Genomic DNA, 23,838 nt, shown 5'->3' on the forward strand with positions numbered 1-23,838 from the left:
GCTTTCGACTTTCCATGTCATCCTTCAAAATCACCACCGACAAGACGGAACTCGACGTTCCGGCCATCCACCATTTTCTCGGCACGCAATCGACGTGGGCCATCGGCATCGCGCTGGACACCGTGCAGCGCGCCATCGACCATTCCCTGTGTTTTGGCGGCTTGCTTGATGGCCGCCAGGTGGCGTTCGCCCGCGTGGTCAGCGATTACGCCACCTTCGCCTACCTGGTTGACGTGTACGTGCTGGAAGAGTACCGGGGCAGGGGATACAGCAAGCAGCTGATGGACGCCGTCATGGCACATCCCGACCTGCAGGGGCTGCGCCGCTTCATGCTCGCTACCAGTACGGCGCATGGCCTGTATGCGCGCCATGGCTTCACGGCGCCGCTGCGGCCGGCATCGCTGATGGAGAAATATGTGCCGGATATTTATATGCGCTGAGGTGCCTTGTGGCGTTTCAATGTCCACGCGGTGTTTCATCGCTGCTGTTTGTATTCTGTCCCGTGTTTTGCGCAGTTGGTCGCAATCCGATGGTGTTGGTGAGGCGATGTGTCTAAAGTTCAATCATCGCAGCACACAACCCACCACCCAAAGGACACCATCATGAACATCGCCAAAAACATGGAAGCCATCTTCGTCGCCATCATCGCCATCGCTGCCGCCACCGGCATCGCCACCGCCTCGGTACCGAAATTTCGTGCAGCTCCGGCGACGATGGTTGCCAGCAGCGAGGCCACCGTCATGCACACCGTTCATGTCAGCGCCCGTCGCCTGAGCGCCGAAGAAAAAGCCGCACTGTAAGTGTGGCAGCAAGCAGCAGTAGCCGCAAACCGCATTACCCCTCGCAGGCAGTCAGGACGGGCGGCGCCCCCGGTTCTTTCCAGCCCTGCTGACAGCAATGCCAGTCATCTTCGCCAACGTGAACCGCCAGCGTAAAACAGCCGTTATCGAGCCTTTGATCTTGCTGCAATGCAGCACCCGTCTGTGCGTATAATCCTGCGCTTGCATGTCTGTACCCCAGCATGCTTTTCGACAGGAAGTCTCACTCACAACCAAAGGAATCTTCGTGCATCGTTCGCTTATCAGCGCCGCCTGCTGCGCCCTGTTCGCTCTCGCCACTCCCTCGCTGCATGCGCAGCAAGCCCCTGCTGCCGCCGCTCCCGTCTCTGGCATCGATATGAAAACGCTCGATACGGCAGTGCGTCCGCAAGACGATTTCTATGCCTACGTCAACGGCATCTGGACCCGCAACACTGAGATCCCGGCCGACAAATCGGTCTGGGGCACGTATATCGAATTGCGCGAGATCGCCCAGGGCCAGTTGCGCGGCCTGATCGACGCCGCACTCAAGAATCCCGGCAAGGTGGGCAGCGAAACGCACAAGATCGCCGACCTGTACACCAGCTTCATGAACGAAAAAGCGCGCGACGCCGCCGGCTTCAAGCCGCTGCGCGTTGAACTGGCGTGCGTGGCAGCCGTCAAGGACAAGAAAGACTTGCCGGCGCTGTTTGCTTTCCTGCAGCGCAGCGGTATCGCCACACCGTTTTCGGCTGGCGTCGCCCCCGATGCGCAAGACCCCGAAAACTACACCGTCAACATCAGCCAGTCCGGCCTTGGCTTGCCAGACCGCGACTACTACCTGAAGGACGACGACGCCAAGCTGGCGGCCGTGCGCGCCAAATACCAGAAACATGTCGAGACCATGCTGGCCATGAGCGGCGACAAGGAAGCCGCTGCACACGCGGCCCAGGTACTCGACGTCGAAAAGCGGCTGGCTGCGGCGCAATGGACGCGCGTGCAGATGCGCGATCCGGTCAAGTCGTACAACCGTGTCGACTTCGACAAATTCGGTGAGCTGGCGCCGGCCTTTGACTGGAAGGCCTACTTTGCCGCCGCCGGGCTGGCGCCAAAAGCATCGATGGCCGTGGTTCGCCAGCCGGGCTTTCTCGGTGGTTTTTCGGCCGCCGTAGCCGAGATGCCGCTGGAATCCTGGAAGAGCTACCTGAACTGGCGCATCGTCGAAAGCTATGCGTCCTACCTGGACAGCGCCACCGTCAGGGAGCGCTTCGCCTTTGAAGGCACGGTGCTGCGCGGCGTACCGCAAAGCGAACCGCAGTGGCAGCTGGCGCAGCGCTTTACCGACAACGCCATCAGCGACGCCGTCGGCAAGCGTTATGTGGAAATGTATTTGCCGCCTGAAACCAAGCCGCGCGTGATGGCCATGTTCGACAATTTCGTCGCCTCGTTCAGGGAAGGCATCGACCATCTGGACTGGATGAGCCCCGAGACCAAAAAGGAAGCCCAGCTCAAGCTGGCCGGTCTCAAGCCCAAGATCGCCTATCCTGAAAAATGGCGCGACTACAGCAGCATGAAAACCCGGCCGAATGACCTGATCGCCAATGTGCGCGCCGCACGCGCCTGGGGCCGCCAGAACAACCTGGACAAACTGGGCACACCGGTCGACCGCGACGAATGGTCGATGACGCCGCAAACCGTCAATGCCAGCTACAGCCCGGCGCTCAATTCGATCACGATACCGGCCGCCATCCTGCAGCCGCCATTTTTCAATGTGAAGGCGGAAGACGCGGTCAACTATGGCCTGCTCGGCATCACCTTCGGCCATGAAATCAGCCACGCTTTCGACGATTCCGGCAGCCAGTACGACGCCCACGGCCGCCTGCGCAACTGGTGGACGGCAGAAGATCGCGCCGCCTTCAAGACGCGCGCTGCCGGCCTTGTCAAGCAGTATGGCGCTTACAGCCCGGTGCCCGGCTATTACATCAACGGCGAGCTGACCCTCGGTGAAAACATCGGCGACAACTCCGGCCTGTCGCTCACCTATAACGCCTATCGCCGCTCGCTTGGCGGCAAGCCTTCACCAGTCATCGACGGCCTGACCGGCGAACAGCGTTTGTACATCGGCTTCGCGCAGAAATGGCGTGCCAAGCTGCGCCCTGAAGCAGCGATCGCGCAGATCAAGAGCGACCCGCATTCGCCAGGCGAATTCCGCGCCAAGGGCACCGTGATGAACCAGCCCGGTTTCTACGAGGCCTTCGGCATCAAGCCGGGCGATGCCATGTATTTGCCGCCAGAACAGCGCGTGATCATGTGGTAGGGTTGTAAAGAGTAAAAACAGCGGGCCGGAGACGCAAACCTGAGAAAATGCCGATGGCGGCGTTGCAGCTCCTGGGCGTACATGCGTACTGTCGTCGTCGCTGCGCCTTGCCCTCGACATTTTTCAGGTCCGCTTGGCCCGGAAAGCCTGGGCTGAGGGCTTGGGCTTTAACATGCTTTGCTGGTGTTGTTGACGTAGGAGTAACACCATATTGCTACACAGCCCAAGTAGACAAGGAAGCTCGCGCTGTCGAGCTTCTTTCCCGTGCCTCACTGCCAGTGCATCAGACAAGGCGGTATCAGCAGCAGCAGCGCCAGCGCCAGGTAAATCAGCTGCAGCGGTATCATCCACTTGGCCCAGGTAATCCACGGCACGCGCGCCAGTGCCAGTACGCCGACGGTGATGCCGGAGGTGGGGATCATCGGCGTGGTGAATTCGCCGAACTGAAACGCCAGGATGGCGGTCTGGCGCGTCACGCCCACCAGGTCGGCCAGCGGCGCCATGATGGGCATGGTGAGGGCGGCCTGGCCGCTGCCGGAGTGGATGAAGAAGTTGATCACGGTCTGCATGAAGAACATCTTCTGGGCGGCGAATACGGGGCTCGATGAAGCTACTAGCGGCGTCAGCGCATGCAGCATGGTGTCGATGATCTGTGCATCGCGCGCCAGGATCATGGTGGCGCGGGCCAGGGCAATCACCAAGGCCACGCCGACCATGTCGCGCGCGCCCTGCACAAAGGCGGCGACCAGGCTGTCGGCATCGAGCCGGCCGACCAGGCCGACCACGATGGCCATTACCAGGAACAGAGCGGCGATTTCATCGATAAACCAGTCGTACTTGACCACGCCCACCACCATGGTCAGCAACGTTCCCAGAAAGATCCACAGTACGGCGCGGTGCGTGCCCGTCATGCCGGCAAAGCTGTCCAGGTCCATCGTGTGCTCGCTGCGCTTTTCAATATCGAGCTGGTAAGTCGGGCTCTTTTCAGGGTGGCGCTTGATGCGCGCCGCGTACCACATCAGGAAAATAATGCTGACCGCCGTGGCGATGCTCCACACGATCAGGCGATAGCCGATGCCGGAAAAGATCGGCACGCCGGCAATGCCCTGCGCGATGCCGACATTGAAGGGATTCAGAAAGGCCGCGGAAAAGCCCACTTGCGAGCCGAGAAACGGAATTGAGACGCCGGTAATGGTGTCATAGCCCAGCGCGAGCGCCAGCGGCACGAAGATCAGGATGAACGGGATCGCCTCCTCGTTCATGCCGAAGGTGGCGCCACCGAGAGAAAACATGGTGAAGAAGACGGGGATAATGGCCGCGCGCACGAAGCGCGAGCTGGTATGGGCCTTGGCGATGGCCTTGATCAGGGAATCGAAGGCTTCGGTTTTCTGCAGCACTGCAAAGGCGCCGCCGACGATCAGCACGAAACCGATAATCAGGCTGGCGTCGACAAAGCCCTTGATGGGCGACATCATCAGCGCGGCCAGGCCCTGCGGCTTGTTGTCCACATAGTGAAACGTGCCGGGGATGATCAACTGCTTGCCGTTGACCAGTTGCGTGTCGAATTTGCCGCCGGGGACCAGCCAGGTGGCCAGTGCGATCATGGCCAGGATGCCACACAGCAGCACGAAGGTATTGGGCAGCTTGAACGATTTTTTCATGGGGGTGTGCTCTTCTTATTGGCTCAGCAGGCTGCCGCCGCGGTAGGCACGGCTGCCCGCCACCTTGCCAACGTTCATGCCGCGCAGCACATGACGGTGCGCGCTGCGCGCAAAGAACACGCCGGCCACTGTGCAGCGCAGGGTAGTGGTGTTGCCGCTGACGGGGTCGATGATATCGGCGATGGCGTCGCCGGCCTCCAGCACGTCGCCCATTTCACGCAAATACACCAGCACACCTGCATGCGGCGCCAGGATAGGTTCGACGCCGGCCAGCGGTGTCGGCACGCATTGCGGCGCCGGCAGGTCGTCGGCTGCGCCGGGCATATCGAGCACGCCTTCGATGGCCAGGAAGCGCAGCAGGGCGTTGGCGTCGCGTTCGGCCAGCGCATAATTGACCTCCACTTCGCCGCGCAGTTCCACCGTCACCGACAAACAGGCGGCGGGAATCGGGTAACGGCCCTGGAAGTGGCTGTCCAGGTCCCACCACAAGCGGCTGCACGCTTCGTCGAACGGTTCCTCTCCGGCCGCCAGTTCCAGCAGCACGGCGCGCGCACCCAATAGCGCGCTCAAAGGCGCCAGTTGCGCCGCCAGCGGGGTGCCGGTGTACAGGTGCAGGGCGGCCTCATTGTCGCAGTGCAGGTCGAGCACGATGTCGGCGTCGATCGCCATGCCGAGCAGGGTTTTTTTCAGGGTCTCGGCATCGGTGCGCGGTTCCCACGAGGCCACCGCATCGCGCGCCTGCTGGCGGATCAGGGCCACATTGGCGCCCGTGTCCGGCCCCAGATGCCCGTCCAGCGTGGTTTTCAGCTCATCAGCCACATGGCGGTAGGCGCGGTTGAAATTGATGCCGGTCGATAAATCAAAACGGCCGAAAGGCGCGCCATGGATGGCTTGCGACAGGCCGATCGGATTGGCGGCCGGCACCAGAATGACTTCACCCAAGAGCTTGCCAGCCGCTTCCAGCGCCAGCAGCTCGCGGCGTAAAAACTGCGCTACCAGCATGCCCGGTACTTCGTCCGCATGCAGGGCCGCCTGGATATAGACTTTTTTGCCGCTGTGGCTGTCGGCCGCCGCTACGCCAAAATGAAAGCTGCTCAATTGATAGGCAACACTGGCGTGCGGCGTGGAGATGGTGTGCTGGCGAACTTGCATGATAATGCGCTCCAAAACGGGGCAGAAAGGGTGGATTTCGGTCGATTATGTAGCATTATTTTCACTAAGTAAATAAATGAAAATCCTTTTACAGAAAATCGTTGAGTTTTGATTTTGATATGAGTACAGTGGATTCCAGCAGCTGTTTTTCGAACCGGGTTCGACAGGCGCTGCATGTCACTATATGCAAAATCACAGGCCGCCAGCATCATGAAGTCAACCGCCAGTCCTGCTTCCAGCGTCGCCGGCGTCCATGCGCCGGATGCCGCGTTTGCGCAGTCCGCGCTGGGCCAGACCCTGATGCGCGTGCTGGCTACTGGCTCCGCCTCGCACCGGCAGATCGCCGACTATTTGCTGCGCAACCAGCTGCGTGTTACCGCGCTTGGCATCGAGGAACTGGCCGACAGCTGCCAGGTATCGACCGCCACCATCAGCCGCTTTGCGCGCGACATCGGCCAGAAAAATTATTCGGCCATGCGCGGCGCGATGGCCGAAACCTTGCAGTCGCTGTTGCAGCCGGTCGACAAGCTGCGCCACACCATCGAACATCGCGCGCGCGCCACCTCTCCCGTTACGCAAAGCCTGGAATACGCGGCTGCCAATATCGCCGCCACGGCCGATGGCCTGTCGCTCGTGCAGATGCAGGCGGTGGTGCAGCGCCTGACGCGCGCCAAGGTGGTGTATGTGATGGGTTTTGGTTTGTCGGCCAACCTGGCCGGCATGCTGGTGCAGTACCTGCAGCCGTTCTGCCCGCACGTGGTGGAGGTGGTGGGTATAGGCGGGTCGGAAGTGGCGGCCGGCCACCTGGTCAACCTGACCGCGCACGATGTGCTGGTGGTGATTTCGTTCCCGCGCTATACGCTCGACTGCATCGGCCTGGCCAGTTTTGCGCGCGACCGGGGTGCGCATATTGTCGCGCTGACCGATTCGCCAGCCTCGCCGCTGGCTGAACTGGCTGACCATGCCTTGTTCGCGCAAAGTACGCATCCGGTGCTGCCCAGCAGCGCCAGCACGGCGCTGGCCATGATCGAAGCGCTGGCCGTGGCGCTGATGGTGTCGAACAAGGGCAATGTTGAAAAGGCCGCGCGCCTGAGCGACGTCATCGCTGCCTATCTGTATGGCGGCGAACATGGTGCACAGGGGCCAAGAAAATCCGCAGTAAAGCATAAAAGCAGGGCAGTGCAAAAAAAGCAGTTCATATAAAAATTCAGGGTAATTACCATCGGGAGTGACAAATGCAAGTAGAAAATCGAAGCAGGCGCGGTGTGCCGCGTGAATCGGAGCTGGCGCGTTCGGTGCGTCTGGCGCTGGGGGTGCTGGGCATGTCGACGGCACTGGGCATGAGCACCGGCGCGCTGGCGCAAACGGCCAACAGTGAAATCGACCCGGCCTTGCGCCGCGTGGAAATCACCGGTTCGGCCATCAAGCGGCTCGAATCGGAAACGGCGCTGCCGGTGCAGGTGATCACGCGCGCCGACATCGAAAAGGCCGGCGTGACGACTGCGGCCGAACTGATGGCGCGCGTGTCGGCCAACGTCGGTGGCCTGACGGACGGCGCCAGCATCAATGTGGGCGGCGACCAGCGCGGCTTCAACAGCGCCAACCTGCGTGGCGTGGGCACTTCGTCGACGCTGGTGCTGCTCAATGGCCGGCGCATGGCCAACTTTGCCTCGCCCGGCGACGACACGGGCGTGGACCTGAACAATATCCCGGCCGCCGCGCTGCAGCGGGTGGAAGTGCTGCTCGACGGCGCCTCGGCCCTGTACGGTACCGACGCCATCGGCGGCGTGATCAATTTCATCACGCGCAAGGATTACCAGGGCCTGGACCTGAACGTGTATGGCAGCCGCACCGACGAAGGCGGCGCCGGCAAGCGCACGGCCAGCATCACCGCTGGTACCGGCAACCTGGAAACGGATGGCTACAATGTGTTTGCCGTGCTTGATGTGCAAAAAACCGATCGCCTGAGCACTTCGCAGCGCAAGTTCGTGTCCAACCTGCAGGTGCCGCAGCGCCTGGGCCATTTGCTGTCGAGCTTTACCAGCCCGGCTAATATTCGCCTGAGCAGCGCCCAGCGCACGCACCTGCAGGACAACGGCTTCCTTCTCAACGGCCAGCCGATCACGAACCGCCAGATCAATTTCGCGATCCCGAACTGCGCGCCGCCGGCCAATCTGTACCTGCCGAACGGCACCGGTGGCGTCGATGGCTGTACCTATGACTATATGGGCGACACCGAGCTGTATCCGAAAACGGACAAGCAGAACCTGCTCACGCGCGGCGTCTTCAAGATCAATAACGACCACCAGCTGTATGCGGAAGCGGCGCTGAGCCGCTCGCGCAGCTATTACGTGGGTTCGGCGGCGCGCGTGATCGGCTATATCGACGCCAGCCGGGTGCCGCAGCTGGCCAATGCCGGTTTCGCTACGGCGCTCGACGAAGACGGCGAGCCGGTGGGCAGCGAACTGGAACTGCGCATGCGCCTGAACGAGGCAGGCATGCGCACCAGCGAGCTGACCAGCGAAAGCCAGCGCTATGTGGTGGGCGCCACCGGCACCATGTCCGGCTGGGACTATGACGTGGGCCTCAATCACAGCGTCAACGTGGTCAAGGACCGCGACACGCATGGCTATGTGCTGTACGACCAGCTGCTGGCAGGCATCGCCGACGGCCGCATCAACCCTTTCGGTCCGTCGGGTACGGAAGGCCGCGCACTGCTTGACAGCATCCAGGTCAACGACGAAGTGCGCCATGCGCGCGGCACCATGGACTCGCTCGACTTCAAGTTCTCGCGCGCCTTGATGGCAATGGGTGGCGGCGACCTGGCGCTGGCCGTTGGTGGCGAAATGCGTCGTGAACGTACCGAGTTCCGTCCCTCGGCCCTGCTGATGAGCGACAACATCAACAACGATGCAGCGCCCGAAGGTGGCGTGGCCACCAGCGACAGCCGCAACGTGAAAGCCATCTACAGCGAGTTGCTGCTGCCGTTTACCAAGCAATGGCAGGCGCAATTGTCCGGCCGCTACGATCATTACCAGCAGGTGGGAGGCGCCCTCAGTCCCAAGATCGGCCTGACATTCATGCCGAACAAACAGGTGCTGATGCGTGCCTCGGCCGGCAAGGGCTTCCGCGCGCCGTCGATGTCGGACCTGCACCGCCCCACTGTTTTCAGCAGCACCGCGACCTTGCCCGATCCCGTCTACTGCGCCGCAGAAGGCAATGATTATTCCGTCTGCGCCGACAACTGGGATACGCGTCGCTACAGCAACGACAAATTGAAACCGGAACGCAGCCGCCAGTTTTCGGCCGGTCTGGTGCTCGAACCAAGCCAGCACTGGACCTTCAGTGCCGACTACTGGAATATCAAGCGTACCAATCTGATCAGCGAGATCGGCGACGATATCATTCTGGGCAACCTGGCCAAGTATGGCGACCTGGTGCACCGCGACGAGGATGGCCTGATCGATTACATCGAACTGCGCAAGGAAAACCGTGGCGGGCAAAAAGCTTCCGGCATCGACCTGACGGCCGACCTGCATGGCGTGAAAACGGCGTGGGGACGCTTTGGCGGCCACCTGAGCGGCACCTATGTGCTGGCCTCGAAAATCCAGACCAGCCCTGGCGACTCCTATATCAGCAACCTGAACGCGTTCGTCACCGACGGCGTGGTGCAGCGCTGGCGCCATACGATTACGCTGGACTGGGATTTGGGCGCATACTCGGCCAGCCTGTCGAATACCTATTCAAGCGGCTACAAGGACCAGAACTCGGCCATCAATATCGATGACGGCAGCGTGGTCGCGGCCAACCGGGTCAAGGCCTACACGATCTGGGACATGTCGGGCGCGTATGCTTTCAGCAAGCAGTTCAAGCTGCGCGCGGGCATACAGAACCTGTTCAATACCAGCCCGCCGTATTCGAACCAGGCCTATTACTTCCTGTCCGGGTATGATCCAAGCTATACGGATCCACGCGGCAGGCGCTTTTATGCCAGCGCAAATTACAGTTTTAAATAACCAGGCAGTTGTAGTGTGCGGCGCGCGTGTTGCGTGCGCCGTTTTTCACCGTATTTGAAAGGCACCATGAAATCGTTCGCCATCCTGCAACAAAAATTGTGCGCCACCTTCGCTCTGCTGGTGTTGACGGCGCTGGTCTTGTCCGGCTTCCAGCCGGCCGTGGCTGCACCGGCTACGCCAGCCGTACCGGCCAATGCGCCGCAAGGCACGCTGGTGATTATCGGCGGCGGCCTGCGTGCCGACAATGCGGAAGTGTGGCAGCGCATCGTCGCCCTGGCTGGCGGCAAGGGCGCGCGCATCGCCGTGATGGCGTCTGCTTCGATCAACCCGGAAAAATCGGGCGCCAGCATTATTGCCAAGCTCAACCAGTATGGCGCCGATGCCTTTTTTGTGCCGCTGGGCGTGAAGCTGGCCAATAGCGACTACCGCAAGGCGGCCGAAGACCCGGCCATCGTCGCCCAGATCAAATCTGCCAGCGGCATCTATTTTGCCGGTGGCGACCAGGGCCGCATTACCCAGGCGCTGCTGCGCCCGGACGGCAGCCGCACGGCGACACTGGAAGCGATCTGGTCGGTGTATCGCGGCGGCGGCGTGATCGCCGGCTCCAGCGCCGGCGCCGCCATCATGAGCACCACCATGTTCTACGACGCGCGCCCGGTGCTCGACATGCTGAAAATGGGCGTGACGGACGGCCGCGAGATCGCCCCTGGCCTGGGCTTTATCGGCAGCGACGTGTTCGTCGACCAGCACTTGCTGGTGCGCGGCCGCTTTGCGCGCATGATTCCCGTGATGCTGAAAAAGGGCTATCACATTGGCCTAGGCATCGATGAAAACAGCGCCATGATCGTCGACGCCAAGCGCGACGTGGAAGTGATCGGCTACAGCGGCGCGCTGCTGATCGACCTGTCGGGCGCCATCAGCGACCGTGGCTTGAAGAACTTCAACATCAGCAATGCCGCCATCAGCTACCTGGACCGGGGCGACAAGTTCAACCTGATCACCAAGGTGTTTACGCCGTCACCCGACAAAGCCGACAACCAGCTCGATCCGAACCAGCCCGACATGCGCGAACCGGTATTTACCAACGACATCTTGGGCAACAACGCCGTGCTGGACCTGATGGGCAACCTGATCGACAACGCCCAGCAGGAAGCGATCGGCATCGCCTTTGGCAATCCGCGCGACCCATATCCGGACCTCGGTTTCGAATTTCGGTTCAGCAAGACGGTCAACAGCGTCGGCTACAGCTCGACCGAGGCGGAAGCCTATTCGGTATTGAAGCTGCGTCTCGATATCCGCCCGATCCAGCTGCGCCAGCCTTTGTACCGCTACAAATAAGGATCAGCCCACCGCCAGCGTATCGAGCAGCGCGATCAGCCTGGCGGTCTCGATCGGCTTGACGAAATGATGGTCGAAGCCGGCCGCGCTGGCCTCTTGCCTGGCCTGTTCGTCGCCGTAGCCGGTCACCGCAATGAGCACCGCGCCGGCCAGCGCGGGCAGGGCGCGGATCTGGCGCGCCAGCGCATAGCCGTCGAGATCAGGCAGGCCGATATCGAGCAGGAACACATCGGGTACAAGCGCTTGCGCACGCTTGACCACCTGCAGCGCATGGTGTTCGATGACCACCCGGTGGCCAGCGGTTTCCAGAAACATGGCCAGCATCTCGGCCGCATCGACGTTATCGTCGACCACCATCACCTGCAGCGCCGACCAGCCGGCGCCACGCTCCAGCTTGGCCGCCGCCTGCGTGTGATGCTGCTCTTCCTGTGCCTGCAAACGCGGCAGGCAAATCGCAAAACGGCTACCCAGGCCCAGGCCGTCGCTGCCGGCCACCACCTCGCCGCCATGCAGCTCGACCAGGCTTTTCACCAGTGCCAGGCCGATGCCCAGGCCACCCTGGGCGCGGTCGGTTTCGCGTTCGGCCTGCACGAACAGGTCGAATGCGTGTTCGAGTACCTTGGCCGTCATGCCGATGTCGTTATCGATGACGGCCAGTCTGACATGTTCGTCATCGACGTCGAGACTGAGCGCGATCTCGCCACCATGCGGCGTGTACTTGGCGGCGTTGTTGAGCAGGTTGGCTACCACCTGCACCAGCCGTTTCGGGTCGCCTGCCACCTGCGCCGGGGCGGCCGGGGTCTGCACGGTCAGGCGGTGGCCACGGCTTTCGATCAGTGTGCGCACCTGCTCGATTGCGTCAGCCAGCACGCGCTTGACGTCGGTGCGCACTTTTGCCAAAGGGATCATGCCGCGCGTGACGCGCGAGACATCGAGCAGGTCGTCGATCAGGCAGCTGATATGGCGCACCTGGCGCCCGATCACGGCGCTGGCCTGTTGCACGCGGGCCGGGTCAGTGCCGGCCAGCTGCAGCAGGTTGGCTGCCGCCGAAATCGGCGCCAGCGGATTGCGCAGCTCATGCGCCAGCATGGCCAGGAATTCGTCCTTGCGCCGGTCCGCCTCGCGCAAGGCCTGCTCGGTGCGGATGCGCTCCGAAACATCGCGGAACATCAGCGCCACCTTCTTTTCTTCGGCCGGCCCGACGCGAATGGCATAGACATCGAACCAGCGGTTCATCGTCTCCGAACCCTCCATGAAACGGATCGATTCACCCGTCAGGCCCACCTTGCCGTAGATGTCGAACCAGCGTTGTTCCAGGTCCGGCACCATTTCGCGGGCCGTCCTGCAGATGGCGTCGACCAGGCCGGTCTGCCGTTCGAATGCCGGATTGGCCTCCAGGAAGCGGTAATCTACCGGTACGCCGGCGTCGTTGACGATGATCTGGATCACGGCCAGGCCTTCGTCCATCGAGTCGATCACCGTCACATACGACTGCTTGAGATTTTCGCGCAGGCGCACTTCGCCGGTGACATCGGTGCAGATCGCCAGCACGCCAAGCACCCGCTCTTCATCCTGGATCGGACTGCAGCCATAAGTCCAGTACACGTCTTCGCGCCGGCCGTTGCGCGTGACGGGCACCAGTGTATTTTCGTGCCAGCTGGCGCCGCGCCCGGCCATCACGTCATCGATCTCGGTGTCGACAAGATGCCAGGTTTCGGTCCAGCATTCCGGGCCGCGCTGACCCAGGGCGCTCGGGTGGTGCTCCGCGCCCATGGTGCGGCGGTAGGCATCGTTGTAGAACTGGTACAGCCCATCGCCCCACCAGATGAACATCGGATGATTGCTGGTCAACAGCAGGCGCAAGGTCGATTTCAGCAGCGGCGGCCAGTGCTCCGGCTCGCCCATCGGGTGGGAGGCCCAGTCATGGCTGCGCATCAGGGCACCCATCTCGCCGCCGCCGTCGAGAAAGCCGGGCAGCGTCGCCGCATTCAACAAGTCCGTTTGTTTCACATGATTACCTTTCAGTTTCAAACGGCCTGAAACCGGGCCATCGCCAGGCGATTGTAGCAAGCTCTTCAATCAAAAACCCGGCCTTTATCGCTACAATGTGCCGCAGCGAACGATGATGTTTGCCGATTTCTTGTCCAACTCCGTTTCCAGGAATGCCATGCAGCTTACCTCCATCCGATCTTTCCTTTGTGCGCTGGCGCTAACCGCTGGTGCCCTTCCAGCCGTGCAAGCCGCGCAGCCGGCTACCATGCGCCTGGACTACCAGCACAGCGGCAATGCACTGGGCGAGCACTACGCGCTCGAGCGTGTGCTGGTCGAACCGTTGCCCTGGCCGGGCAATATGGCGCGCACCATCGACGACAGCAACCGTGGCGTCAATATGGTGGAAGTAGTCGACATCAAGACCGGCAAGCTGCTGTATTCGCGCGGCTTTTCCACCATCTTTGGCGAGTGGAGCAGTACTGACGAAGCAAAGACCACCACGCGCGCCTTCCAGGAATCGGTGCGCTTTCCGCAGCCCGAACAGCCGGTGCGCGTGCGCATCCTCAAGCGCGACGAGCGCGGGCTGTTCTCGATCGTGTGGAGCGCCGATGTCGATCCGAAGGCGCAGGACGTGATCCGCAAGCAGCCGCCAAGCCCTGTCAAGCCGATTCCCATACGCGTCAGTGGCGAATCGAAAGACAAGGTCGATCTGCTGATACTCGGTGATGGCTATACGGCGGCCGAAATGGGCAATTTTGAGGCGACGGCGCGCAAGCTGGCCGACCATTTGTTTACCGTCTCGCCATTTCGCGAGCGGGCCAATGATTTCAACGTATGGGCGATGGCTGCGCCGACCCAGGAGTCGGGCGTGTCGCGCCCATCGACTGGCGTGCACCATGCGTCGCCACTGGGCACGCGCTACGATATTTTCGGCAGCGAGCGCTATGTGCTGACCACCGACAACCGCGCGCTGCGCGACCTGGCCCAGTATGCGCCGTATGAGTTCATTGAAATCCTCGTCAATAACGACACCTATGGCGGTGGCGGCATCTTTGGCCAGTTCAGTACGGCGGCCGCCAATAACGACTGGGCCAACTACCTGTTCGTGCATGAATTCGGCCATCATTTCGCCGGCCTGGCCGACGAGTACTACACCTCTCCGGTGGCCTATCAATCGAATGGCGAACGCCAGGAACCGTGGGAGCCGAACGCCACGGCACTGCGCGACCCGGCCAGACTGAAATGGAAAAGCCATGTGAAGGCGGGCACGCCGCTGCCCACGCCGTGGCCCAAGGACGTATATGACGCCCATGCACGCGAGTACCAGAAAGAACGCGCCGCCCTGCGCGCACAAAACCGCCCGGAAAGCGAAATGAGCGCGCTGTTCAAGGCCGACCTGGCGCACACCGAACAGCTGTTTTCAAAGGCGCCACAGCGCCATGCGGTGGGCGCGTTCGAGGGCGCCAATTACGAGTCGACCGGGTTCTACCGGCCCGAGATGCAGTGCATCATGTTTGATCGCAGCAAGACCTTCTGCTCGGTCTGCCAGGACGGCATCAGCACCATTATCGACCTGTATGCGGGCGCGCCCAAGCGCTGAGAGAACATGAAAAAAATACTCCTGGTCTTCATTGTCGCCGTGATCGCCCTGTATGCATTCAAACGCCTGGTGGTCGAGCCGTATCTGTGGAAAAGGGCCATCAGCACGCCCGAACACCAATTACAGATGGGGAGTTTTATTTTCAGCAAGCAGAGTGGCCATAATGGCAGCCAGAGCATGGAAAACCAGTATTTCATTTTCAGGGTGACGGAAATCCAGGGCGACCATGTACGGCTTGCCGTGGTCCGTCAATTGCGTGCCGGCGACCAGATTGTCGAGGGTGATTTTTCCACCACCAAAAAAGCCTATGGTGAATTGAAGGACAATATCAACAGCCTCGTTGCCACAGGCATCTCGCGCGACGATCTGTATGGCAGAAGAACCGGCCGCGATCCCTTGCAAATCGATGCTTATTTGCTGGAGAAATACCCGGCGCTAAAAACATCGCGCTATTATTTCGAGGATGTTCCCGCTTACAGAAGGAATCGCCCGGTGCCGCAAGACCAGATGGAGCGCAGCGAGTATTTCAGCCTGGTGTATTCAAAAAAAGAAATCATCGAACATGGTCGGCTGGTGGCGTGGATACTGAATAACAGCCCGGAGCCGGAATTATCGAATCGCTCGGAAAAGATCGATCTGATATTGAATCGGGCTGTCGGCGTTGCAGCACAATAAGCGACTGTCATTATAGTGACATAGTATTGCGATAGAATTTGATTCAAATCAATGTTGCAGTGCCGCAAACGACGTTATAGTTGCGCCATATCAAGGTGTCTTGACCGTGCCCACCATGTCTTTCGGACGCACCGCCAAGCTTCTGCCATTATTGGAACCCAGACGGAAAAGCCACAGACATGAAGATGCACGACAGCGCGCCCGGCGCTTCCCTCCACCTCAATCCCCATACACCCATTTTGCTGCCGTATGCCCGCCTCGGCAGCGTTACCCTGGCCACCTGTGCCCGCAAGCTCAATACCGGTGCGGCGCGCTGTATCAGCGCCACTACGCCATGGCCGGCATTGCTGCCGCAGCAGTCATGAGTCCCGGCGAAGAGGCGAAACTGCCGAAACCCTTGTTCGACCTTGAGGGAAAACGAGGCCTGGTGGTGGGCATTGCCAATGAGCACAGCATCGCCTGGGGCTGCGCGCGCTCCTTGCGCGCGGCTGGCGCCGAACTGGCGCTTACCTGGCTCAATGACAAGGCCCGACCGCATGTGGAACCACTGGCGCAGCAACTCGGTACGTCCATTACGGCGCCGCTCGACGTGTCGGTGCCGGGCCAGCTCGAGGCTTTGTTCGAACAGATCAGACAGCAATGGGGCAGCCTGGACTTCCTGGTCCACTCGATCGCCTTTGCACCGAAGCAGGATCTGCATGGCCGCGTGACGGACAGCTCGGCCGACGGTTTTGCGCAGGCGATGGATATTTCATGCCATTCCTTCATGCGCATGGCAAAACTGGCCGAACCGCTGATGGGGCACGGCGGCAGCCTGATGGCCATGACCTATCTGGGTGCAGAGGAAGTGATTGCCGACTACGGCCTGATGGGCCCCGTGAAAGCTGCGCTGGAAGCCTCGGTGCGCTACCTGGCGGCTGAACTGGGGCCGGCCGGCATCCGCGTCAATGCCATTTCGCCTGGCCCGCTGGCCACCCGCGCCGCTTCCGGCATCGCCCATTTCGACCGCCTGCTGGCCGACGCCGAAGCACGCTCGCCGATGCGCCGCCTGGCCAACATCGATGACGTCGGTGCCTTGTGCGCTTTCCTGGCCGGCGACGGTGCACGCGCCATCACGGGCAGCACGTTGTACGTCGACGGCGGCTACAACATCGTCAGTTAATCAATCGCGGCAGCATGCGCCTGGCCATCCGGCCGGGCCGTGGCAATGCCGTCCCATACGCTGGAAAGCACAACAAGGAACCCCATGAAGACTCCATCCGCAGCCATTTTCTCGACCGGCGGCCTGCCCTCGCCGGGCATGCTGGGTGACTATGCGCGCGACTCGTGGCAGCGCATCGTGCTGTACGCAGACGTGATGCGCAAGCGTGGCAACCAGTACCAGGAACACTTGGTCGAAGACGTGCCGAACGTGCTCGATTTTCCGGCCGAAATCGTGATGACGGGCGTGGACCTGCCGCGCCCCGTCAACTACGGCCTGGTGCGCATCCTGGCGCCCGACCTGCCGCAGCCAGATCCGTCCAAGCGCCCGTTCGTGGTGGTCGATCCGCGCGCCGGGCACGGCCCCGGCATTGGCGGCTTCAAGGCCGAAAGCGAAGTGGGCGTGGCCCTGCGCGCCGGCCACCCGTGCTATTTCATCGGTTTTCTGCCCAACCCGGTGCCGGGCCAGACGGTGGAAGACGTGATGCATGCGGAAGTGGCGTTCCTGGAAAGGGTGATTGCCCTGCACCCGCACAGCGAAGGTAAACCCACGGTGATCGGCAATTGCCAGGCCGGCTGGCAGATACTGATGACGGCCGCCATGCGGCCCGACCTGTTCGGCCCGATTATCGTGGCCGGCGCGCCCGTGTCGTACTGGGCTGGCTGGCATGGCCGCAACCCGATGCGCTATTCGGGCGGCACCCTGGGCGGCAGCTGGGCCACGGCGCTGGTCGGCGACCTGGGCAACGGCCGTTTCGACGGCGCCAACCTGGTGCAGAACTTTGAAAAGCTCAATCCGGCCAATACCCACTGGAGCAAGCAGTACAACTTGTATGCCAACATCGATACGGAAGCGCCACGCTACCTGGAATTTGAAAAATACTGGGGTGGCCATGTGTTTCTGAACGCCGTCGAAATGCAGTATATCGTCGACAATCTGTTTATCGGCAACCGCCTGTCCACCGCCCAGCTGATTACCTCTGATGGCGTGCGCCTGGACCTGCGCAATATCAGCTCGCCCATCGTCGTGTTCTGCTCGAACGGCGACAACATCACGCCGCCGCCACAGGCGCTGGGCTGGATCACGGATCTGTACCGCGATGACGCCGAACTGCAGGCGCATGGCCAAACCATCGTCTATTCGGTGCATGACAGCATCGGCCACCTGGGCATCTTCGTGTCCGGCAAGGTGGGGCGCAAGGAGCACGAGAAGTTCGCCAGCAATATCGACCTGATCAACCTGCTGCCGGCCGGCCTGTATGAAGCGAAGATTGCCGACAAGACTGCCGACACGCTCAATGCCGACCTGGCCAGCGGCGATTATGTGCTGTCGGTCGAGCCGCGCGGCATCGACGACGTGCGCGCCATCGTGCAGCCCTCTGTGGAAAATGACCGCAAGTTTGCCGCCGCAGCGCGCGTGTCGGAAATCAATCTGTCGCTGTACCGCAGCTTCGTGCAGCCATGGGTGCGCGCCGTAGTGACGCCACAATCGGCACGCATGCTGGAATTGACGCACCCGCTGCGCGTATCTTACGAGCGCTGGAACGACCATAATCCGCTGGCCAAACTGGTGGCAAGGGAAGCCGACAAGGTGCGCGCGCACCGTGCCCCGGTAGCCGCCGATAACCCATTGCTGGCGATGCAGCAAGCGTGGTCGAATGCCATTACGGCGGGCCTGAACAGCTGGCGCGACCTGCGCGACACGGCCACCGAACAGGCTTTTGACTTTATCTATGGCAATCCGATGGTACAGGCACTGGCGGGCCAGGGCGCAGGCAGCATTCCCCGTCCGCACCCTGGCGCCCTGGCTGGCCGGGTTGATCTTGCCGCCGACCTTGACGACGAGCTGTACCAGGGTGGCCTGGCGGAAGCCGGGGTACGCGCACTGTTTTACGTCCATCGCTTCCGTCCGGCTGCCGACGAGCGCCGTTTCAACCTGACCCTGAAACTGTTGCACCCCCTGTTCAAGCAAGGCGCGCGCATGGATGACTTGCGCAGCGTCGTGCGCCGCCAGGCGAGACTGATGCAGCACGATTTCGACGCCGCCATTGCCGCCCTGCCAGTGCTGCTGTCGCACGCCGAACCTGATGCGGTGCGCGCGATGGCTGGCGGCCTGGAGCAGGTCGTGCTGATGTTCGACGTGCCCACGCCCGATGAAAAGGCGGGTCTGGCGCAGATGCTGGAGGTCTTCGCGGGCGCTGCGCAAGCATCCACCGGTATCAATAACGCGGCGACCAGGAAGAGCACCGCTGCTACCACCGCTGCCACCGCATGAAGGACCATATGAATTCCCGTGATGAACTCAATATCGTGCGCAACCGCACCTTCGATCAGATCGCCATCGGCGACAGCGCCAGCATCGAGCGCACCCTGAGCGCCGACGATATCGCGCTGTTCGCGGTAATGTCGGGCGACGACAATCCGCAGCACCTCGACGCCGAATTTGGCGCCTCGTCGCGCTATCAGGGCGTGATCGCCCATGGCATGTGGGGTGCGGCGCTGATCTCGGCCGTGCTGGGCACGCGCCTGCCCGGCGCCGGCACCGTGTATGCGGGCCAGACCCTGCGCTTTTTGCTGCCGGTACGCGTCGGCGACACGCTTGCCATCAGCGTGACGGTGACGCAGCGCGAGCCGGCCACGCGCCTGGTGACGCTGGCCTGCCGCTGCGTCAACCAGCGCGGCGAAACCGTGCTGGAAGGAGAGGCAGAAGTGATTGCGCCAGCCGAACAGATAGCACGCACGCGCGCCACCTTGCCCGAGGTGCGGCTGCACAATGGTGACGGTACGCGCCGCTTGGTGGAGCAGGCGCGCAGCAAAGGCCCGATCAAGGTGGCGGTGATTCATCCGTGCGATGAACTGAGCCTGGCCGGTGCGCTCGACGCGCACGCGGCTGGCCTGATCACGCCCATCCTGGTGGCGCCGCGTGCGCGCCTGGAAGCGGTGGCCGCTGTCGCCGGCCTGAGCCTGGAGGGCATCGCCATCGAGGACGTGGAACACAGCCATGCGGCCGCCGCGCGCGGCGCCGAGCTGGCCGGCAAGGGCGAAGTCGAAGCGCTGATGAAGGGCAGCTTGCATACGGACGAACTGATGTCGGCCGTGCTGGCGGCCACGGCCGGCCTGCGCACCAAGCGCCGCGTCAGCCACTGCTTCCTGATGCAGACGCCCGCCTATCCACGTCCCTTCATCATCACCGACGCCGCCGTCAATATCGTGCCGACCCTGGAAATGAAGGCCGACATCTTGCGCAATGCGATCGATCTGGCCCACGTGATCGGCGTGGCCTGCCCGCGCGTGGCGATCCTGGCCGCTGTGGAAACGGTCAACCCGGCCATGCCGGCCACGGTGGACGCCGCCGCCCTGTGCAAGATGGCCGACCGTGGCCAGATCACCGGCGCCATCCTCGACGGCCCGCTGGCCTTCGACAACGCCGTGTCGATCGCGGCGGCCACCGTCAAGGGCATCGTCTCGGAAGTGGCCGGGCGCGCCGACATTTTGCTGGTGCCCGACCTGGAAAGCGGCAATATGCTGGCCAAGCAGCTTGAATACATGGGTGACGCCGACACGGCCGGTATCGTGCTGGGTGCGAAGATCCCGATTATCCTCACCAGCCGCGCCGATTCACGCGCCAGCCGCATCGCATCGTGCGCGCTGGCCGTGATGCTGGCCAGCCATTACCGGAGTACGCCACCATGAACCAGCCTGTCCATCAAGACGGCGTACTGATCCTGGTGCTCAATTGCGGCTCGTCGAGCATCAAGTTCGCGCTGTTTGCTGCCGGCCAGGACGGCGTGGCGCAGCAGCCCGAATGGAGCGGCAAGGTCGAAGGCATAGGCCGTGAAAAAACACTGTACCGCGCCGGCGGCCTGCCAGCCGAGACGCTGGTGTTCGCACCGGAACAGGCGCACCACGATGCGCTGGCGCATATCCGCGAAAAGGTGGTGCAACAACTTGCGGGGCGGCGCCTGCACGCCGTGGCCCACCGCGTGGTGCATGGCGGCAGCAAGTATTTTGCACCGGTACTGATCGACGCGGCCGTGCTGGCCGACCTGAAAACCTATGTGCCACTGGCGCCCTTGCACCAGCCGTTTGCGCTGGAGGCGATCGAAGTGCTGCTCGAATCGCGCCCCGATATCGCCCAGGTGGCGTGCTTCGACACGGCGTTTCATCACACCGTGCCGCAGGTCGAACAGATGCTGGCGCTGCCCTACGATGCCTGGGAACGGGGCTTGCGCCGTTATGGCTTTCATGGCCTGTCGTACGAATACCAGTCGCTGGTGCTGGAGCAGCGCTTCGGCAGCGTTGCGCGCGGCAAGATCATCGTCGCCCACCTGGGCAGCGGCGCCAGCCTGTGCGCGATGGAGAACCTGCAGAGCGTCGGCACCACCATGGGCTTTTCCGCGCTCGACGGCCTGATGATGGGCACGCGCTGCGGCGCGCTTGATCCGGGTGCCGTGATCTACCTGATGGAGATCGAAAAACTGTCGCTGGAAAAAGTGGCCCATGTGCTGTACCACGAGTCGGGCCTGCTGGGCATCTCGGGCGTGTCGGCCGACCCGCCGGTGCTGCTGGAGCAAGAGGACCGGCAAGATGCCACGGGCGAACGTATCCGCGCGGCGCTGGCGCTGTACGTACGCCGCATCGTGCGCGAGATCGGCGCGCTGACCGCCGTGCTCGGTGGGCTGGACATGCTGGTATTTACGGCCGGTATCGGTGAACACAGCGCGGTGCTGCGCCAGCGCATCTGCGACGAGCTGAACTTTGTCGGCCCGCTGCTCGATGGCGATGCCAACGAACGCAACGCCAGCCTGATCTCGACGGCGGACAGCCGCATCGTGGTGGGCGTCGAGCCGGCCAATGAAGAGTGGGTGGCGGCCCGCCATGCGGCAAGGGCTGTATTGTCGTGAGGGCCAGCGCTGAAGGGAGAAATTGCCTGTTTGCAGTATTTTCCCCCATGAGTGCGCTAGCGCACTGTGTGGTTTTGGATTGTTCTCTACTATGAAGTCATGCCACTGCGGTGTTTCACCAGAAACCAGCGCAGTGCTGGCAAATTTTGAACATTTTGCCCGCCTTTAGTAAAAAATAATTTAAACCATATTGAAAGGTCACATCATGAACAAATTACTCGCCGCCCTGATCGCTACCGTATTTGCTACCGCAGCCATCGCTCAAACCAGCACCCCGGTCGCCAATGCCCAGGCATCGGCACAAAAAGACGTCAACAAGGCTGTCAATAAAGAAGCCAAGGTAGATGCCAACGCGAACGAAGACGTCGCCAAGGCACAAATGAAGGCTGACGAAAAGAAAGCTGACGCCAGCCACAAGGCAGCCAAAACCAAAGCCAAGGCACACGACAACGTGGTTGATGCCGATCCGGAAGACAAAATGAAGGCGCAAGCCAAGGCCGACAAGAAAGCCGCCAAAGCTGACGCCAAAGCCCACAAAACGGCTGTCAAAGCGGACGAAAAACTGGCCAAGGAAAAAGTCGAAGCCAATGCTGACAAAGCTGTTGCCGCCACCAAAACCGCAGAAGTGAAAGCCAAGGCCGACGCTGATGTGAAAGCTGCTGCAGCCAAGTAATTCGCAGCATCCGTCCGCAGGCCACTCCTGCAGGATAGGAGGAAAGAAAGACAGCTTCGGCTGTCTTTTTTTTCGTCTGGACGTTTTTGCCAGGCCATTTGCCAGGCCATTTAGCAGTTTTGATACGTATCAAATCCCGTCGGTTTCGCCATGCCATAGTGTTTTTCCCGGACACCCTGAAAAGGAAATATCATGGCGACCTCGAACCCCACTGCGCAAGTACGCAGCTGCGCCACCATGGACGTGCACCGCCGCCTGCTCAATGAAAATCCGGCCTACGCCCTGGAGCGCGACGAGATTGAAAACATGACCTTGCTGTACCAGCAAGGGCGCGGCATTGCCGGGCCTGCGGGCGTGACGCGCATTCCGGTGGTGGTGCATGTGGTGTGGCATACGGCGGCGCAGAATATTTCAGACGCGCAGATCGCCAGCCAGGTCGATGTGCTGAACCGCGATTTCCGCCGCGCCAATCCTGATGTCGAGGCTACGCCGGCGCCGTTCCTGCCGTTCACGGCCGACGCGCGCGTCGAATTCGCGCTGGCCACGCTTGATCCGCAGGGCGCCGCCACCACCGGCATCGAGCGGCGCCAGACGACAGTGTCCGCCTTTCACCCCGACGATGGCGTCAAGTCGCAGGCCTCGGGCGGCCTCGATGCCTGGCCGGCCGCATCCTACCTGAATATATGGGTCTGCCCGCTCGGTGGTGGTCTGCTCGGCTATGCGCAGTTCCCCGGCGGTCCGATTGAAACGGATGGCGTGGTGATCCTGCACTCGGCTTTCGGCACCATTGGCACGGCCGCGCCGCCGTTCCACCTGGGCCGCACCACCACGCATGAAGTGGGGCACTGGCTGAACCTGAATCATATCTGGGGCGACGATGGCACCGGCTGCAGCGGCACCGACAATGTCGGCGACACGCCCAACCAGGGCGGCGCGAACACGGGCCAGCCGCCGTTTCCTCAAGTGTCATGCAATAACGGGCCGCACGGCGACATGTTCATGAATTATATGGACTATGTCGACGATACGGCCATGTTCATGTTCACGGCCGGCCAGGTGACGCGCATGCAGGCTTGCCTGGATGGTCCGCGCGCCGCCATCGGCACCGGTGGTGGCATTGCACCCGCGTCGACGGCTGCAATGCCTTGAGCTGCCAGGTATCGTATTTCTGAAGGAACAAAACATGCATCTCGATGTGCCAAACGGCAGCTGGACCCACTCCTTCGAAGAAGACGAGGCTGGTTTCGAAGTTTACCGCCCCACGGCCACGTTTGCCTTTCCGCCCGGCCGCAAGGGCAGGCAGGCACTGGAATTTGGCCTTGCCGACGGTGTGACTGGCGTCACTTTCCTGGCGCCGGGGCCAGACGACCGGCCCCACGTCGCGCCCGGTGGTGCCCTGCATGCGCTTGGGCAGGGCCGTTATGCCGATGACATGGGCAGGGTGCTGGAAATTGTCGAAGCCACGCCCGCCATCCTGAAGCTGGTGCGGCACAGAATCGGACAGGGCTAAAGA

General features: G+C 62.0%; 19 protein-coding genes. 16 read left to right on the top strand and 3 right to left on the bottom strand.

What is annotated here, in order from left to right; translation table 11 throughout:
* Window positions 1-14: 14 nt before the first annotated feature.
* The 3 genes from ACQ4WM_RS13590 to ACQ4WM_RS13600 all read left to right on the top strand — a co-directional run bounded on the left by ACQ4WM_RS13590 (window position 15) and on the right by ACQ4WM_RS13600 (window position 3,114).
* Window positions 15-440, top strand: a complete 426-nt coding sequence (locus tag ACQ4WM_RS13590; protein WP_436547200.1) for a GNAT family N-acetyltransferase — start codon at window positions 15-17, stop codon at window positions 438-440.
* A gap of 162 nt (window positions 441-602) precedes the next feature.
* Complete coding sequence (locus ACQ4WM_RS13595) at window positions 603-800, top strand: hypothetical protein (RefSeq protein ID WP_436547201.1); 198 nt, start codon at window positions 603-605, stop codon at window positions 798-800.
* A gap of 265 nt (window positions 801-1,065) precedes the next feature.
* Window positions 1,066-3,114: a M13 family metallopeptidase gene (locus tag ACQ4WM_RS13600; RefSeq protein ID WP_436547202.1), complete on the top strand. Its 2,049-nt coding sequence runs from the start codon at window positions 1,066-1,068 to the stop codon at window positions 3,112-3,114.
* A 269-nt stretch (window positions 3,115-3,383) separates the two neighbouring features.
* Here ACQ4WM_RS13600 and ACQ4WM_RS13605 read toward each other — a convergent pair whose 3' ends face one another.
* Both ACQ4WM_RS13605 and ACQ4WM_RS13610 read right to left on the bottom strand, forming a co-directional pair.
* Window positions 3,384-4,775 carry a YfcC family protein gene (locus tag ACQ4WM_RS13605; RefSeq protein ID WP_436547203.1) on the bottom strand — a complete coding sequence of 464 codons (1,392 nt, stop codon included), beginning with the start codon at window positions 4,773-4,775 and terminating at the stop codon, window positions 3,384-3,386.
* 15 nt (window positions 4,776-4,790) lie between these two features.
* Complete coding sequence (locus ACQ4WM_RS13610; protein WP_436547204.1) at window positions 4,791-5,927, bottom strand: succinylglutamate desuccinylase/aspartoacylase family protein; 1,137 nt, start codon at window positions 5,925-5,927, stop codon at window positions 4,791-4,793.
* 174 nt (window positions 5,928-6,101) lie between these two features.
* On the opposite strand from ACQ4WM_RS13610, the gene ACQ4WM_RS13615 reads away from it, so the two are divergent.
* From ACQ4WM_RS13615 to ACQ4WM_RS13625, 3 genes are all read left to right on the top strand, one after another.
* Window positions 6,102-7,130, top strand: coding sequence for a MurR/RpiR family transcriptional regulator (locus ACQ4WM_RS13615; protein WP_436547205.1), 1,029 nt, complete (start codon window positions 6,102-6,104; stop codon window positions 7,128-7,130).
* Window positions 7,131-7,249: 119 nt separating this feature from the next.
* Entirely contained in the window at window positions 7,250-9,943 is a 2,694-nt protein-coding gene (locus tag ACQ4WM_RS13620) for a TonB-dependent receptor (RefSeq protein ID WP_436547366.1), read from the top strand.
* 66 nt (window positions 9,944-10,009) lie between these two features.
* Window positions 10,010-11,281 carry a cyanophycinase gene (locus tag ACQ4WM_RS13625; RefSeq protein ID WP_436547206.1) on the top strand — a complete coding sequence of 424 codons (1,272 nt, stop codon included), beginning with the start codon at window positions 10,010-10,012 and terminating at the stop codon, window positions 11,279-11,281.
* Window positions 11,282-11,284: 3 nt separating this feature from the next.
* On the opposite strand, the gene ACQ4WM_RS13630 is transcribed toward ACQ4WM_RS13625, so the two are convergent.
* The gene (locus ACQ4WM_RS13630) at window positions 11,285-13,291 is read right to left on the bottom strand and encodes a hybrid sensor histidine kinase/response regulator (protein ID WP_436547207.1); all 2,007 of its coding nucleotides are present in this window, start codon (window positions 13,289-13,291) and stop codon (window positions 11,285-11,287) included.
* 157 nt (window positions 13,292-13,448) lie between these two features.
* Here ACQ4WM_RS13630 and ACQ4WM_RS13635 point away from each other — a divergent pair, with 157 nt between their 5' ends.
* The 10 genes from ACQ4WM_RS13635 (at window position 13,449) to ACQ4WM_RS13680 (ending at window position 23,835) form a co-directional block, all read left to right on the top strand.
* Window positions 13,449-14,873 (top strand): IgA Peptidase M64, encoded by a 1,425-nt coding sequence (locus tag ACQ4WM_RS13635; RefSeq protein ID WP_436547208.1) that lies wholly within the window; start codon window positions 13,449-13,451, stop codon window positions 14,871-14,873.
* Between the two features lie 6 nt (window positions 14,874-14,879).
* Entirely contained in the window at window positions 14,880-15,548 is a 669-nt protein-coding gene (locus ACQ4WM_RS13640) for a hypothetical protein (RefSeq protein WP_436547209.1), read from the top strand.
* A 179-nt stretch (window positions 15,549-15,727) separates the two neighbouring features.
* On the top strand, window positions 15,728-15,913 hold the full coding sequence (locus ACQ4WM_RS13645; RefSeq protein WP_436547210.1) for a hypothetical protein: 186 nt from the start codon (window positions 15,728-15,730) through the stop codon (window positions 15,911-15,913).
* Window positions 15,910-16,710 (top strand): enoyl-ACP reductase FabI, encoded by an 801-nt coding sequence (gene fabI / locus ACQ4WM_RS13650; protein WP_436547211.1) that lies wholly within the window; start codon window positions 15,910-15,912, stop codon window positions 16,708-16,710. The genes ACQ4WM_RS13645 and fabI overlap by 4 nt, the downstream gene beginning before the upstream one ends.
* Window positions 16,711-16,794: 84 nt before the next feature.
* A complete protein-coding gene (locus ACQ4WM_RS13655; RefSeq protein WP_436547212.1) occupies window positions 16,795-19,023 on the top strand; it encodes a DUF3141 domain-containing protein in 2,229 nt (742 codons plus the stop codon).
* An 8-nt stretch (window positions 19,024-19,031) separates the two neighbouring features.
* Complete coding sequence (locus ACQ4WM_RS13660) at window positions 19,032-20,441, top strand: bifunctional enoyl-CoA hydratase/phosphate acetyltransferase (protein ID WP_436547213.1); 1,410 nt, start codon at window positions 19,032-19,034, stop codon at window positions 20,439-20,441.
* A complete protein-coding gene (locus ACQ4WM_RS13665; RefSeq protein WP_436547214.1) occupies window positions 20,438-21,652 on the top strand; it encodes an acetate/propionate family kinase in 1,215 nt (404 codons plus the stop codon). The genes ACQ4WM_RS13660 and ACQ4WM_RS13665 overlap by 4 nt, the downstream gene beginning before the upstream one ends.
* A gap of 205 nt (window positions 21,653-21,857) precedes the next feature.
* Entirely contained in the window at window positions 21,858-22,325 is a 468-nt protein-coding gene (locus tag ACQ4WM_RS13670) for a hypothetical protein (protein WP_436547215.1), read from the top strand.
* A gap of 192 nt (window positions 22,326-22,517) precedes the next feature.
* Window positions 22,518-23,474: a zinc metalloprotease gene (locus tag ACQ4WM_RS13675; RefSeq protein WP_436547216.1), complete on the top strand. Its 957-nt coding sequence runs from the start codon at window positions 22,518-22,520 to the stop codon at window positions 23,472-23,474.
* A 34-nt stretch (window positions 23,475-23,508) separates the two neighbouring features.
* Window positions 23,509-23,835: a hypothetical protein gene (locus tag ACQ4WM_RS13680; RefSeq protein ID WP_436547217.1), complete on the top strand. Its 327-nt coding sequence runs from the start codon at window positions 23,509-23,511 to the stop codon at window positions 23,833-23,835.
* Window positions 23,836-23,838 lie beyond the last annotated feature (3 nt).

The organism is Janthinobacterium longum, assembly GCF_051380735.1.
Taxonomy (GTDB): domain Bacteria; phylum Pseudomonadota; class Gammaproteobacteria; order Burkholderiales; family Burkholderiaceae_D; genus Janthinobacterium.

Coding starts and splice junctions, on each gene's coding strand:
- ACQ4WM_RS13655 (WP_436547212.1), top strand. CDS start 16,795: ATGAAGACTCCATCCGCAGCCATTTTCTCGACCGGCGGCCTGCCCTCG.
- ACQ4WM_RS13670 (WP_436547215.1), top strand. CDS start 21,858: ATGAACAAATTACTCGCCGCCCTGATCGCTACCGTATTTGCTACCGCA.
- ACQ4WM_RS13680 (WP_436547217.1), top strand. CDS start 23,509: ATGCATCTCGATGTGCCAAACGGCAGCTGGACCCACTCCTTCGAAGAA.
- ACQ4WM_RS13635 (WP_436547208.1), top strand. CDS start 13,449: ATGCAGCTTACCTCCATCCGATCTTTCCTTTGTGCGCTGGCGCTAACC.
- ACQ4WM_RS13615 (WP_436547205.1), top strand. CDS start 6,102: ATGTCACTATATGCAAAATCACAGGCCGCCAGCATCATGAAGTCAACC.
- ACQ4WM_RS13645 (WP_436547210.1), top strand. CDS start 15,728: ATGAAGATGCACGACAGCGCGCCCGGCGCTTCCCTCCACCTCAATCCC.
- ACQ4WM_RS13595 (WP_436547201.1), top strand. CDS start 603: ATGAACATCGCCAAAAACATGGAAGCCATCTTCGTCGCCATCATCGCC.
- ACQ4WM_RS13620 (WP_436547366.1), top strand. CDS start 7,250: ATGTCGACGGCACTGGGCATGAGCACCGGCGCGCTGGCGCAAACGGCC.
- ACQ4WM_RS13640 (WP_436547209.1), top strand. CDS start 14,880: ATGAAAAAAATACTCCTGGTCTTCATTGTCGCCGTGATCGCCCTGTAT.
- ACQ4WM_RS13625 (WP_436547206.1), top strand. CDS start 10,010: ATGAAATCGTTCGCCATCCTGCAACAAAAATTGTGCGCCACCTTCGCT.
- ACQ4WM_RS13605 (WP_436547203.1), bottom strand. CDS start 4,775: ATGAAAAAATCGTTCAAGCTGCCCAATACCTTCGTGCTGCTGTGTGGC.
- ACQ4WM_RS13610 (WP_436547204.1), bottom strand. CDS start 5,927: ATGCAAGTTCGCCAGCACACCATCTCCACGCCGCACGCCAGTGTTGCC.
- fabI (WP_436547211.1), top strand. CDS start 15,910: ATGAGTCCCGGCGAAGAGGCGAAACTGCCGAAACCCTTGTTCGACCTT.
- ACQ4WM_RS13590 (WP_436547200.1), top strand. CDS start 15: ATGTCATCCTTCAAAATCACCACCGACAAGACGGAACTCGACGTTCCG.
- ACQ4WM_RS13675 (WP_436547216.1), top strand. CDS start 22,518: ATGGCGACCTCGAACCCCACTGCGCAAGTACGCAGCTGCGCCACCATG.
- ACQ4WM_RS13660 (WP_436547213.1), top strand. CDS start 19,032: ATGAATTCCCGTGATGAACTCAATATCGTGCGCAACCGCACCTTCGAT.
- ACQ4WM_RS13665 (WP_436547214.1), top strand. CDS start 20,438: ATGAACCAGCCTGTCCATCAAGACGGCGTACTGATCCTGGTGCTCAAT.